The sequence below is a fragment of the Actinoallomurus sp. NPDC050550 genome (assembly GCF_040655075.1).
GTDB lineage: Bacteria > Actinomycetota > Actinomycetes > Streptosporangiales > Streptosporangiaceae > Actinoallomurus.
The window spans coordinates 14,890-28,581 of the sequence record NZ_JBFAJC010000047.1 but is presented as its reverse complement, the minus strand read 5'-3'; the positions used below and the strand labels follow the sequence as shown (position 1 = coordinate 28,581).

At 70.0% G+C, this 13,692-nt stretch carries 6 protein-coding genes, 1 tRNA gene and 1 pseudogene; 6 read left to right on the top strand and 2 right to left on the bottom strand.

Going from position 1 to position 13,692, the window contains the following annotated elements:
- Positions 1–93 precede the first annotated feature (93 nt).
- Positions 94–1,176, top strand: coding sequence for a DNA cytosine methyltransferase (locus tag AB0I04_RS41730; protein ID WP_360897905.1), 1,083 nt, complete (start codon positions 94–96; stop codon positions 1,174–1,176).
- 681 nt (positions 1,177–1,857) lie between these two features.
- Positions 1,858–2,973 (top strand): annotated as a pseudogene (locus tag AB0I04_RS41725) (recombinase family protein); the annotation flags it as partial.
- A gap of 559 nt (positions 2,974–3,532) precedes the next feature.
- Here AB0I04_RS41725 and AB0I04_RS41720 read toward each other — a convergent pair.
- Positions 3,533–3,621: transfer RNA gene (locus AB0I04_RS41720), tRNA-Leu, on the bottom strand.
- 222 nt (positions 3,622–3,843) lie between these two features.
- On the opposite strand from AB0I04_RS41720, the gene AB0I04_RS41715 reads away from it, so the two are divergent.
- Both AB0I04_RS41715 and AB0I04_RS41710 read left to right on the top strand, forming a co-directional pair.
- Positions 3,844–5,151, top strand: a complete 1,308-nt coding sequence (locus AB0I04_RS41715) for a M20/M25/M40 family metallo-hydrolase (RefSeq protein WP_360897903.1) — start codon at positions 3,844–3,846, stop codon at positions 5,149–5,151.
- Between the two features lie 1,046 nt (positions 5,152–6,197).
- The gene (locus AB0I04_RS41710) at positions 6,198–8,111 is read left to right on the top strand and encodes a chaplin family protein (RefSeq protein WP_360897901.1); all 1,914 of its coding nucleotides are present in this window, start codon (positions 6,198–6,200) and stop codon (positions 8,109–8,111) included.
- Between the two features lie 300 nt (positions 8,112–8,411).
- On the opposite strand, the gene AB0I04_RS41705 is transcribed toward AB0I04_RS41710, so the two are convergent.
- Positions 8,412–8,597 carry a DUF5703 family protein gene (locus AB0I04_RS41705; protein WP_345428742.1) on the bottom strand — a complete coding sequence of 62 codons (186 nt, stop codon included), beginning with the start codon at positions 8,595–8,597 and terminating at the stop codon, positions 8,412–8,414.
- Between the two features lie 147 nt (positions 8,598–8,744).
- Here AB0I04_RS41705 and topA point away from each other — a divergent pair, with 147 nt between their 5' ends.
- Positions 8,745–11,381, top strand: coding sequence for a type I DNA topoisomerase (topA, locus tag AB0I04_RS41700; RefSeq protein ID WP_360897899.1), 2,637 nt, complete (start codon positions 8,745–8,747; stop codon positions 11,379–11,381).
- Positions 11,382–11,407: 26 nt separating this feature from the next.
- Complete coding sequence (gene tmk, locus AB0I04_RS41695; RefSeq protein ID WP_360897897.1) at positions 11,408–13,429, top strand: dTMP kinase; 2,022 nt, start codon at positions 11,408–11,410, stop codon at positions 13,427–13,429.
- The last annotated feature ends 263 nt before the right edge of the window (positions 13,430–13,692 follow it).

Sequence of the window (13,692 nt, the reverse complement as noted above, 5' to 3'; positions counted from 1 at the left end):
GCACCCGAACAACGCCCGGAAAAGCGCACAACCGTCGCCCAGGTTCCGCCGTCAAGGGGAACTGCACGAGACGTACGCCCGAGGATCGGGTCGATGTGCACCGGCTACGGCGGCCTCGACCTCGCCGCACAAGCCGTCTACGGCGGGGAACTGCGATGGTGCGCCGACAACGACGCGCACGCGACCGCACTGCTGCATCGGCGCTTCCCCCGCGTGCCGAACGTCGGCGACCTGACCGCCGTCGACTGGACCCAGGTCCCGGCCGTCGACATCATCACGGCCGGGTTCCCCTGCCAGGACATCAGTTTCGCCGGCCACGGCGCCGGCATACGGGAGGGAACTCGCAGTGGACTCTGGCTCACCATCGTCGACGCCCTTCGCGTACTACGACCAGGCCTCGTCTTGCTGGAGAACGTGGCCGCCCTCCGCACACGCGGACTCGCCACGGTTCTTGGGGGCCTTTCCGCCCTCGGGTACGACACGGCATGGATGTGCCTTCGAGCATCGGACGTCGGGGCGCCCCACCGCCGCGACCGGATGTTCATCGCTGCTGCCCACCCCGCAGTCCCGGGAGTCACGTGGTCGAACCTGCCCGCGGCGCCGCAAGAAAGGGCGGCATCAGGTCAACCTGTGCGACGTGGTGTGCGCCGACCTGCTGCCGACCCCGACGGCGTCGAACGCCAACGACGGCGAACGGGTGGAGTCGTGGCTGGATCGGGCGGCGAGGCAGCAGCCGTCCCGGGCGATGCCCCTGAGCGTGGCCGTCCGGCTCCTGCCGACCCCGCGAGCCGGCGATGGCTCCAAGGGCAGCCCGAACCAGCGCGGTTCCAAGGGGGACCTGACACTCCCGTCGGCGGCGTTGAGGATTCCGACGACCCGGCGGCCGGAGTCGAGTGGGGACCGTACGCGCCGGCGATCCGCCGGTGGGAGGCGATTCTCGGACGCCGTGCGCCACAGCCCACCGAGACCGGAACCCGGGGACAGCCCCGTCTGAGCGCTCGTTTCGTCGAGTGGATGATGGGCCTGCCCGCGGGGTGGGTCACCGACATGCCCCTCACCCGCACCGCCCAGCTGCGCCTGCTCGGCAACGGGGTCGTCCCGTTGCAGGCCGTGGTCGCCTTCCGCGAACTCGATGGCATGCTGCACGCCGGGACGGCCGGACGGGGCACGCCGTGACCGGGCGGCACCGAGGCGGCATTCGCGTGGCAGCCAGTCGGCAACCAGGCGACGCTCGCGAGATGATCGTCATGCCACCACGCCGTGAGAGCTGCCGAATGATGGCGACGACCCCTGCCATGCGGAGGCGCCGGGCGGCAGCGTACGTAGAGCGTCGGCAGCCGGTCGTGTTGGCGCGGCAATCCGAGGATGCCGCCACGGCACGGACGCGACCATCGTCGGCTCCCGCACCCGCGCGCCGTTGTCCACATCCTGTGGACAACGGTCGCTGTAGCGACCCTAGACCAGCGGAAATCCGGTTCGGCAGCGGATTCGGCAACCGCTTTGCCGCATGGTGCCGATCTGCCGCAGGTGATGCCGGAAGGGAAGAACCAGTGGCCTTGGCGGCACCGGGTGGCACCCTCGTCCGGCGGCGAGCTGCCGGGGGAGCGGCCTGCGGGCGGTCATGCGGCAATGGAGGGGTGGCATGACGCCGGAGGAACAAAAGGGCTGCTCAGGGGCTCCTGAATCCCGTTCAGAGGCGTACGGTCACGAGAGTGAATCCGGCGCGGCACCGCGCGGGATCCGCGTGATCATGCCAAGTGAACCGCCGCGGCTGACTCCCGCAGCGGCTCGCGTGCTCCTGCGGATCCTGATCAAGGCCCGCGCCCGCCTCTCCCGAGCCCAGGAGGAGGATGGGTGATGCGAGAATCCGCAAGCGATCAAGGTGAACCGAAGCCGATCCGGTTCGCCTTCTACGGGCGGGTATCGACTGAGGACAACCAGGACCCTGAGGCATCGCGCGCCTGGCAGCTCAGCCGCGCGCGTGCGCTCATCGGACCGCGCGGCGGCGAGATCGTCGTCGAGTACTTCGACGTGGACAAGTCCCGTTCGATCCCATGGTCGCGGCGCCCGCACGCCACAGCGCTCCTCGCCGAGCTGAAGAACCCCAACCGAGGCTTCGAGGCGGTGGTGATCGGCGAGCCGCACCGGGCGTTCTACGGCAACCAGTACGGGCTGACGTTCCCCGTCTTCGAGCACTTTCAGGTGCAGATGTGGGTTCCTGAGGTCGGCGGGCCGATCGATCCGGCCAACGAAGCCCACGACATGATCATGGGTGTCTTCGGCGGCCTCAGTAAAGGGGAGCGGAACCGGATCAAGATCCGTGTCCGCGCTGCCATGGCTGCCATCACCGCGACCGAGGGCCGCTACTTGGGCGGCCGCCCGCCGTACGGCTATCGGCTGGCCGACGCAGGCCCGCACCCGAATCCGTCCAAGGCCGCCGACGGCAAGCGGCTGCACCGGCTGGAACCCGACCCGGAAACCGCTCCGGTAGTGCAGCGGATCTTCACCGAGTTCATCGCCGGGCGGGGCATGTTCGCCATCGCCGAAGGCCTCACTTTCGATGGGATCCCGTCGCCGTCGGCCAGCGACCGTGCCCGCAACAAGCACCGTTCCGGGGTCGCCTGGGCCAAGTCCGCCATCAGGGCGATCCTGATCAACCCCCGCTACACCGGTCGGCAGGTGTGGAACAAGCAGCGCAAGGACGAGGTCCTGATCGACGTCGATGACGTCGCCCTTGGTCACATGACGAAGATGCGGTGGAACGCGGCCGACAAGTGGATCTGGTCGGAGGAAGCGGCGCACGAGCCGCTCATCAGCGTCGAGACCTTCGAGCAGGCGCAGGCGACCCTGGCGCGTCGAGGCCGGACGCGGGAAGGGGTCGCGCACCGGCCGCATCCCACCCGCCGTCCGTACGCGTATCGGGGCGTGCTGTTCTGCGGCTACTGCGAGCGGCGCATGCAGGGCAACTGGAACAACGACCAGGCCTACTACCGCTGCCGTTTCCCGGCCGAGTACGCCCTGGCCAACCGCATCGACCACCCGAAGATCGTCTACCTGCGCGAGGCGGAGATCCTCGATGACGTCGACGCCTGGCTCGCCAAGGTGTTCGCGCCCGACGCCTTGGAGGCGACGGTCGACGCCCTGGCCGGGCACGGTCCCGACCCCGCGGAGGCAAAAGCGGTCGCGATACGGAAGATGATCGCCGAGTGCGATCAACGGATGTCGCGTTACAAGGCGGCGCTGGACGCGGGTGCCGACCCGGTTGAGGTCACGCAATGGATCAACGCGGCCAAGGCGGACCGCGCCCGCGCCGAAGGGGAACTACGTGCCCTCGGCACCAGCAAGCGCATGACCAGACAGGAGATCACCCAGATGATCACAGAACTCGGCGACCTCGCACGGGTCGTCGTCCAGGCCGATCCGGCCGACAAATCCGATCTCTACCGGGATCTCGGTCTCCGGCTCACCTACCGGCCCCAGAAACAGCTAGTCGAGGCCACGGTGACCCCTGGCCTCGACATGTGCAATCGGTTGGTGTCCGAGGGGGGACTTGAACCCCCATGCCCCGTAAAGGGCACTAGCACCTCAAGCTAGCGCGTCTGCCTATTCCGCCACCCGGACGTGGTGACCTACGCGGCTTCCCGCGTCGGCTGCCACAGGTTAGCAAATCCCCGGTGATGCCGCGAAGTCGGTTTCGCTGGAGGGTGGGGTCGCCGAGGAGGGAGGGGCCTGGGGGAGGATGGTGCCGCCGGAACAACCTGGGCGAATCGAGCCGGACGCCGGTGATCGGCCGCTCTGCGGCTGGTGCGTCTCGGTTCGGCGCCGCGCACGCGAGGAGGCAATGTGAGCAATCCTTCGGCGGAGGATGAGGTCGTCCAGCTGTGCAGCGACCTGATCCGCATCGACACCTCGAATCCGGGGGACCACAGCGGGCCGGGGGAGCGGGCGGCCGCGGAGTACGTCGCGGAGAAGCTTTCCGAGGTCGGCCTGGAGCCGAAGATCTACGAGTCGCACGCGAAGCGGTCGAGTGTGGTCGTACGGATCGAGGGGACCGACCCGCAGCGGGACGCCTTGTTGATCCATGGGCATCTCGACGTCGTTCCGGCGCGTAGGGAGGACTGGACCCGCGATCCGTTCGGTGGGGAGGTCGCCGACGGCTGCGTGTGGGGGCGTGGCGCGGTCGACATGAAGGACATGGACGCGATGGTCCTCGCGGTGATCCGGGAGCGGCTGCGTCAGGGCAGGCGGCCGGAGCGCGACGTCGTGCTGGCCTTCCTCGCGGACGAGGAGGCGGGTGGTAAGTGGGGTGCGCACTGGCTGGTCGACAACCATCCGGAGCTGTTCGAGGGGTGCACGGAGGCGATCGGGGAGGTCGGCGGGTTCAGCCTGACGCTGCCGAACGACGAGCGCATGTACCTGATCGAGACCGCGGAGAAGGGCCTGGCCTGGATGCGGTTGATCGCGGAGGGTACGGCCGGGCACGGGTCGATGGTGCATCCGGACAACGCGGTCACGGCGCTGGCGGCGGCGGTCGCGCGGCTGGGTGAGCATGAGTTCCCCGTACGGCTGACGAAGACGGTGCGCGCCTTCCTGGAAGAGGTGTGCGATGCGACGGGGGTCGAATTCGACTCGGACGACATCGAGAAGACGGTCCGCGATCTCGGGCCGTTGTCCCGAATGATCGGGGCGACCCTGAGAAATACCCTGAATCCGACTGTTCTGGACGCAGGTTACAAGACCAACGTAATTCCGCAGAGCGCCACCGCTCAGGTGGACGGGCGATTCCTGCCGGGTCACGAGGAGGAGTTCTTCGCGACCGTCGACGAACTGCTCGGCGAACACGTCCGCCGGGAGTTCGTCCACCATGACATCGCGGTGGAGACGGAGTTCGACGGGCCGCTGGTCGCGGCCATGGCGGCGGCGCTGAAGGCGCACGACCCGCAGGCCCGGCCGGTGCCGTACTGCCTGTCGGGCGGGACGGACGCGAAGTCGTTCGCCACGCTCGGCATCCGCTGCTTCGGTTTCGCGCCATTGAAACTGCCGAAGGATATGGATTTTTCCGGAATGTTCCACGGCATCGATGAGCGCGTTCCCGTCGACGGTCTCCGTTTCGGGGTAAATGTCCTCGACCATTTTCTTGATCACGCCTGAAAAACGGCTTCGATTGTCGATTCAATGCTCTCCGTGGTGATAGCGTGACTCACCGTACGGAACGCCTTTGCGTTCCGCGCGGTGGGTCGATGCCAAGGAGGGCGCGTGGTGTCCAGGTGGTCGTGGTCACGGAGGTCCGCCTCCGTCCCGTGCCGCCTGGGTGTCCTCGCGCGGCCGGTCACCCGGCGCCTGCTCGCCATGGCGGGCGTCGCCGTCGCCGGCTGGCTTCTCGGGGCCGCGACGCAGGCACACGCCGACACCGTTCCGGGAGCACGCCTTCCCCATGCGGCCGCGCCCGCGGGCGGGCATGTCACCGCGACCTCGCGTGACGTGCCGCCGCTGCGCGCCGCCGCACTGGCCGTGCGCCTTCCCCGGACGGCCCAGCGGCATCCACACTCACCGCTGATTCCCGCTTCGCCGTCACAGGCGGCGGGCGGAGTGGCCGGAGCCCTCCGGCCCGGCACATCGAAGATCACGGCGGATCCTTCTCGGGCACCGCGGCAGTCCGGTGACGGTCGGCGCGCCGTGACCGGGCATTCCGGTCACGGCAACCGCGCCACGGTAGGGCGTTCCGGCCATGGCCACCGTGCCGCGGCCGGGGGCGGGCCGGTGACGAGCACCGGTCCGTTCGCCGCAACGGGGGCGTCCGAGAAGGCCTCCGCCGTTCACAAGACCCGTTCCCGGGGTTCCGCGCCGGCCGTGCCACGGATGCCACGACCCCTGCCGCACCGGGCACAGGCGCTTCCGCCGTCCGTCGGTGACGGCCTCACCCAGCAGGCGGGGCTCTGGCGCGCCCTCGGGACCGGGGCGGCCTCGGGCTGCCCGCGGTCGTCCGTCCTCCTCGTGGGGGCGGTTCCTCCGGCCGTCCGCACTGCAGCGGACGAGCCTTCCTTTTCGCCTGACTAGTTCCCCCATCACCGGCCCGGCCCCCGCCGGGTCGAGGCGTGCCCGCATTCCCGCGGCCACGCCGTGAATCCCCCCATGCGAGACGTCCTCCGAACTCACGAGAGACGTTCTCCGATCTCTGTAATGAAGGAGCTTCATCCATGCCTACGTGGGCGAAGAGCACCGCGCGTGCCACCCTGCTCACCGCGAGCTTCGTCGCGCTCGGTGCCGGTCCGGCCCTTGCCGACGTCACCGACGGCACGGGCAGCGTGCTCGGCGGCAACCAGATCAAGGCGCCCGTCTCGGCGCCCGTCGACGTCAGCGGCAATGCGCTCGCGGTCGCCGGCCGCTCGGTCGCCGGCTCGACCGGCGGCGCGTCCGTGCGCCGCGGCGACCCCGGCGGCGGGCAGTCGACCTCAGGACGCCACAGCGTCGGCGGCGGCAACCAGGTCGGCGCACCCGTCAGCGCACCCGTGAACGCCTGCGGCAACGCCGTCGCCGTCTTCGGCCGATCCGCGGCCGGCTGCGAGGGCGGCGCCGCCGTCTCCGGCGGTCACGGCGGACACACGACCGGAGGCGGGCACACGACCGGAAAGGGCTCCGTGCTCGGCGGAAATCAGGTCAACGCCCCCATCAGCGCGCCGGTGAACCTCTGCGGCAACTCGGCGGCCGTGCTCGGCGCGGCGGTCGCCGGCTGCAAGGGCGGCGCGGCGGTCCGGCCCGGCGGCCACGGCAACGGCAACGGAGGATCGACCTCCGGGCGGCACAGCGTCGGCGGCGGCAACCAGGTCAACGTTCCGATCAAGGCCCCCGTCAACGTGTGCGGCAACGCCGTCGGCCACGCGGTCGCCGGGTGCGAGGGCGGCGCGGCGGTCACCGGCCCCGGGTCCACCGGCGGTGGCCGTACGAGCGGTCGGCACAGTGTCCTCGGCGGCAACCAGGTGACCGCCCCGGTGACCGCGCCGATCAACGTCTGCGGCAACGCCGCCGCGATCCTCGGCGACGCGACCGCCGGCTGCGAGGGCGTCATCCCGCCCGTGCGCGGCGGCTCCGGCACCGGCGGCCGTACCAACGGCCGGCACAGCGTCGGGGGCGGCAACCAGGCCACTGTCCCCGTGACCGCGCCGATCAACGTCTGCGGCAACGCCGCCGCCGTCATCGGCCACGCGGTCGCCGGCTGCGACGGGGGCGCCGGAGCCACCGGCGGCGACCACTGCGCCTCTCCGCACCACTCCCTCCACACGATGCGGGCGCCGCTGAGCGAGCTCCCGCAGCTGCCGGGCACGTCGCCGCGTACGGGAGCGGTGGCGGCGAACCCGGCGGCGATGCCGGCGTTCCCCCGGCTGCGGTTCCAGCCGATCCGGCACCTGACCGCGCCCGTCGCGCCGGCCATCCCTGACACGCCGAAGCCGCCCGTCGCGGTCCCGGTCCCCCCGACCGGGCGGAGCACCTCGGGGAACACCCCTGTTCCGACTCTTTCGGTCGGGAGCCCCGTTCCGCCCCTCCCGACCGGGCAGAGCATCCCCGTCCCATCCATCCCGGCCACGGGGAACACCCCGGCCGCAGGGAACACCTCCGCACCGGCCGAAGGGGCCGCGGCCGTCCCGACCTCCCAGTCCGGGCAGAGCGACCCCATCCCGACGGGCCGCCTGGACGATCTCGCCGGCGGGATCGCGGGCGCTCTGCCGGACCTGCCGAAGCCGGTCCGGGTCGGTGCCCCGATGAACGGCCGGCCGACTGCGGCCGGCACGGCAAAGACCGGCTCCCCCATCGGCTCCGCCGTCACCGGGACCGGCGTCGCCGACGCGATCCCCGGGGCCCGGGCGCTGCCCGATCTACCGAGCGTCCCGGTCACCCGGCCGGTTCCGCAGGCGGGAGCCGCACTGCCCGTCCCGGGCCGGTTCGGTGTGCGGCCGGTGAACGGGCAGCCGGAGCGGATCCCCTCGATGCGGACGGTGGCGGCGCAGGAGCCGGCTCAGGCGGAGCGGGGAGCGCTGGCCGCCCTCGCGCTGGCCGGGCTGCTCGCCGCGTCGTCCGGCGCGATCTCGATGGTCCGTCGCTTCCGCGGCCGCTGAATCCGCGTCGCGACCACTGAGGCTCGGTCGCGACCACTGAGGCCCGGTCGGCCGTGATCGCGGGGGCGCGCCCGCAGAGGAACGGCAGACCGTGATCTCGAGCACTCCTTTGCCTGGCCCGGAGACCCCGGGCCAGGCAAAGTCCATCACCGACCACACAAGCCCCATGACGGGGCGTAGCAAAACCTTGTGTCGGACCAGGCAAAGCCCTATGAAAGGGAAAGTTCACGCCAAGCCGTGCCTTGCGCTCACGTGCAGGGCACATTGCTGTAGCGTCGAAGGGGCCGAGAACTGGCGGCCCTACATAGTGCGCGTCGCGCGGATGACCTTGCGTCGGAGCTGGATTCGCCGGCGTCCGTCGGGGTACACCCGGACCCGGACGAGTTCCCACCCGCCGTGTTCGGCGTGCTCGACCATCACTTGCCTGGCGGCATCCCGTGTCGTGCCGCGCGGCAGGTGTAGTACTAGGTAGGAGTACTCCAGCATTGGCCTTATTCTGCTCCGTCTAGGGGTCCTCACGGGGAGCGTGTGATCCTCTTCCGCGGAATCGGTCTGCCGCGTCGCGCGTTGACCGGCTTCGGGGTGGCACTTGATGACTCCCGCCGCAGTCGAGATTTGTGAGGTTCAAGCACCGTGCCCGACAGCAACGGCACCACGAGGTCCAACGGCAACCGCCTGGTGATCGTCGAGTCGCCTGCCAAGGCCAAGACGATCGCGGGGTATCTCGGCCGTGGCTACGTCGTGGAGTCCAGTATCGGCCACATCCGCGATCTCCCGGAGAAAGCAGCCGATATTCCGGCGAAGTACAAGGGCGAATCATGGGCCCGGCTCGGTGTGAACGTCGATCACGACTTCGAGCCACTGTACGTCGTGAACGCGGACAAGAAACAGCAGGTCGCCAAGCTCAAGAAGCTGCTGCAGGACGCCGACGAGCTCTTTCTCGCGACGGATGAGGACCGCGAGGGTGAGGCGATCGCCTGGCACCTGCGCGAGGTCCTGAAGCCGAAGGTGCCCGTGCACCGCATGGTGTTCAACGAGATCACCCGGGACGCCATCCGCGCCGCCGCGCAGAACCCTCGTGACCTGAACATCAAGCTCGTCGACGCGCAGGAGACCCGGCGCATCCTCGACCGCCTGTACGGCTACGAGGTCAGCCCGGTGCTGTGGAAGAAGGTCATGCCGAAGCTCTCGGCGGGCCGGGTGCAGAGCGTCGCGACCCGCCTCGTCGTCGAGCGGGAGCGCGAGCGCATCGCGTTCGTCCCGGCGCACTACTGGGACCTGTCGGCGACGTTCGACACCGGCAAGCCGGAGCAGCCCTCCTCCTTCGACGCCACCCTCGTCTCGCTGGACGGCAAGCGGGTCGCCCAGGGCCGCGACTTCACCGCCCAGGGCAGGCTGAAGACGCAGGACGTCCTGCACCTGGACGAGGCAGCCGCGCGGGGCCTGGCCGAGCGTCTGCGCGACCGGCCGTACGCCGTCTCGTCGGTGGAGCGCAAGCCGTACCGCCGCAGCCCGTACGCTCCGTTCCGTACGACGACGCTGCAGCAGGAGGCCAGCCGCAAGCTGGGCTTCTCGGCGAAGTTCACGATGCAGATCGCGCAGCGGCTGTACGAGAACGGCTTCATCACCTATATGCGAACCGACAGCATCACGCTGTCGGAGACCGCCATCAAGGCCGCGCGCAGCCAGGCGAAGGCGCTGTACGGCGCCGACTACATTCCGGACAAGCCACGCGTCTATCAGAGCAAGGTGAAGAACGCCCAGGAGGCGCACGAGGCGATCCGGCCGGCCGGCGACAGCTTCCGCACGCCGGGTGAGACCGGGCTGTCCGGCGACCAGTTCAAGCTGTACGAGCTGATCTGGAAGCGCACCGTGGCCAGCCAGATGAAGGACGCCACCGGGCAGTCGGTGTCCGTCCGGGTCGGCGGCGAGTCGACCACCGGCGAGCGGGCCGAGTTCGGCGCGTCCGGAAAGATCATCACGTTCTACGGCTTCCTCAAGGCGTACGTCGAGGGCGCGGACGACCCGGCGTCGGACCGCGACGACCAGGAGCGCCGTCTGCCGCAGCTGGCGGAGGACGACCCGCTCACCGCGACGGAGCTGGGCGCCGAGGGCCACTCGACGCGGCCGCCGGCCCGCTACACCGAGGCCAGCCTGGTCAAGGAGCTGGAGGATCGGGAGATCGGCCGGCCGTCCACGTACGCCAGCATCATCGGGACGATCCTCGACCGCGGCTACGTGTTCAAGAAGGGCACCGCGCTGGTGCCGTCGTACCGGGCGTTCGCCGTGGTCAACCTGCTGGAGAAGCACTTCGGCCACCTCGTCGACTACGACTTCACCGCGCACATGGAGGACGGCCTCGACGAGATCGCGCGCGGCGAGGCCGAGCGGGTGCGGTGGCTGGAGCGCTTCTACTTCGGGAGCAACGGGGACGAGGGGCTGAAGCAGCTGGTCAGCGACCTCGGCGAGATCGACGCCAAGGAGATCAGCTCGTTCCCGATCCTGGACAGCGACATCATGGTCCGGGTCGGACGCTACGGGCCGTACCTCGACCGGGACGGCGAGCGGGTCAACATCCCCGACGATACGGTGCCGGACGAGCTGACCAAGGAGAAGGCCGAGGAGCTGTTCGCGCAGCCGAACGGCGACCGCGAGCTGGGCATCGACCCGGGGACCAAGCACCCGATCGTGGCCAAGAAGGGCCGGTTCGGGCCGTACGTCACCGAGATCCTGCCGGACGACGCTCCGAAGAGCGCCAAGCCGCGTACGGCCTCGCTGTTCGCGTCCATGGCGCTGGACACCGTGACGCTCGAGGACGCCCTGAAGCTGCTGTCGCTGCCCCGCACCCTGGGGGAGATCGACGGCGAGCCGGTCACCGCGCAGAACGGCCGGTTCGGCCCGTACCTCAAGAAGGGCACGGACAGCCGGTCGCTGCAGAGCGAGGACCAGCTGTTCACGGCCACCATCGAGGAGGCCAAGGAGATCTTCGCCCAGCCGAAGCAGCGCGGGCGCGGCCGGGCGGCCGCGGCGCCGCCGCTGCGCGAGCTGGGGGAGGACCCGGCCAGCAAGACTAAGATCGTCATCAAAGAGGGACGTTTCGGCCCATACGTCACGGACGGCGAGACCAACGCCAGCCTGCGAAAAGGCGACGAAGTCGAGTCGATCACCATGCAGCGGGCGCTCGAGCTCCTCGCCGAGCGTCGCGAAAAGGTGGCTGCGGGTGGCGGAAAGAAGCCGGCCCGGCGGCGTACGGCGAAGTCTCGTTCCTGACGCTCTGAGGTGGATACGCTGACACAATGACCAGAACGGGCAGCTCTCCCGGCGTGCTGTCGATCAAGCCGTTTCGTCGGCTCTGGATCGCGCTTTCGTTGTCCAGCTTCGGCGATTGGCTGAGCATCCTCGCGTTGACCGCGCTGGCCGGCTCGCTCACGAAGGGCTCCGCCGAGAACTACGCGATCGGCGGCGTCCTCGTCGTCAAACTGCTCCCGGCGCTGGTCTTCGGGCCGCTCGCCGGGGCGGTGGCCGACCGCTTCGACCGCCGCACCACGATGGTGATCGCGGACATCCTGCGATTCAGCCTGTTCCTGTCGATCCCGATCGTGGGCCGCCTCGACTGGCTGTACATCGCGACCTTCCTGATCGAGGTCGTCACGCTGTTCTGGATCCCGGCCAAGGAGGCCACGGTCCCGAACCTCGTGCCGAAGGACCGGCTGGAGAAGGCCAACCAGATCAGCCTGATCTCGACGTACGGCTCCGCGCCTGTCGCGGCGGGGACGTTCTCGGTGCTGGCACTGATCGCGGGCGTGGTGTTCTCGAACCAGCGCCAGCAGGCCAACCTCGCGCTGTACATCAACGCGGTGACGTTCCTGGTCTCCGCGATCACGATCTTCACACTGCGTGAGATCCCCCGGCAGGGCGGCAAGGTCTCGGTCCCGTCGATCCTCAAGCAGATCATCGCGGGCTGGCGGTTCGTCGGCTCGACGCCACTGGTGCGCGGCCTGACCGTCGGGATCGTCGGCGCGTTCGCGGCGGGCGGCGCGGTGATCGGCATCGCCAAGGTCTACGTCAAGGCCCTCGGCGGGGGCGACGCCGCGTACGGTGTCGTCTTCGGCATGGTGTTCGTCGGCATGGCGATCGGGATGTTCCTCGCGCCCCGCATCCTGAAGGACTTCAGCCGCCGCCGCCTGTTCGGCCTGTCGATCATCGGGGCGGGCATCGCCCTCGCACTGATCGCGATCATCCAGAACCTCGTCATCGTCGCCCTGCTGACAGCCCTCCTGGGGGTCGGCGCGGGCATCGCCTGGGTGATCGGCTACACGCTGATCGGCCTGGAGGTCGAGGACAGCCTGCGCGGCCGCACCTGGGCGTTCCTGCAGTCGCTCGTCCGGGTCGCGCTACTGCTCACGGTCGCCGCCGTGCCGTTCATCGCGGGCGCCGTCGGCGACCACCGCCTGAAGTACGGCAAGAACGGCATCTATCACTTCGACGGCCCCAACGCCGTACTGCTGCTCGGCGCGCTGGTCGCCGTCATCGTGGGTCTGCTCGCCTACCGGCAGATGGACGACCGCAGGGGTATCCCGCTGTCCCGTGACCTGATGGCGGCGCTGCGCGGCGAGGTGTACACCCCCGAGGAGCCCGGCAGCGGCGAGCGCGGGGTGTTCCTCGCGTTCGAGGGCGGCGAGGGCGCCGGGAAGACCACCCAGGCGCGTCTCCTCGCGATCTGGCTCCGCGACCAGGGCTTCGACGTCGTCACGACCCGCGAGCCCGGCTCGTCGAAGATGGGCATGCGGCTGCGCGCGATCCTGCTCGACAAGGAGACCACGGGCCTGTCCTCCCGCGCCGAGACCCTGCTGTACGCCGCCGACCGGGCGCAGCACGTCGCCGAGGTCATCCGCCCGGCGCTGCAGCGCGGCGCGATCGTCGTCACCGACCGGTACGTCGACTCGTCCCTGGCCTACCAGGGCGGCGGCCGCGAGCTGAAGGTCAAGGAGATCGCCGAGGTGAACCGCTGGGCCACCGGCGGCCTCACCCCCGACCTGACGATTATCCTGGACGTGCCGTCCGAGGTCGGGCTGGGCCGGTTCGCCTCCCCGGCCGACCGGATCGAGTCCGAGCCGCGGGAGTTCCACGAGCGCGTACGCCGCGGGTTCCGCGCTCTCGCCGAGGCCGAGCCGCACCGGTACCTCGTGATCGACGGCACCCAGCCGCAACAGGAGATCAGCCGGCAGATCCACGACCGGGTCCGCGCCATCCTGCCCGACCCCGTCCCCGCCACCGCCGAGGCCGTCACGAGCACGATGCCGATCATCTCCGACTGACCGGATGGCCGCCGCGCCGATGTGCCGGACCGCCTACGGCCGCGTCAGCAGTCGGTGCTGGTCATGCAGCTTCCGCCTGTACCCGAACGGTCCACAACGTGGGGCGCTGGCCAGGGCGTTCGGGTTCTGCGGCACGACCGTCCACGCGGGCGACGCCCGGACCATCACCCAGAGTCCCGTCCTGGTCCGCTCCTCGTAACGCCGGCCCCGCGACGTACGCTCCGGTGGCCGGTGGCAGCCGTTAGCATCGAGTACGCCCGCGG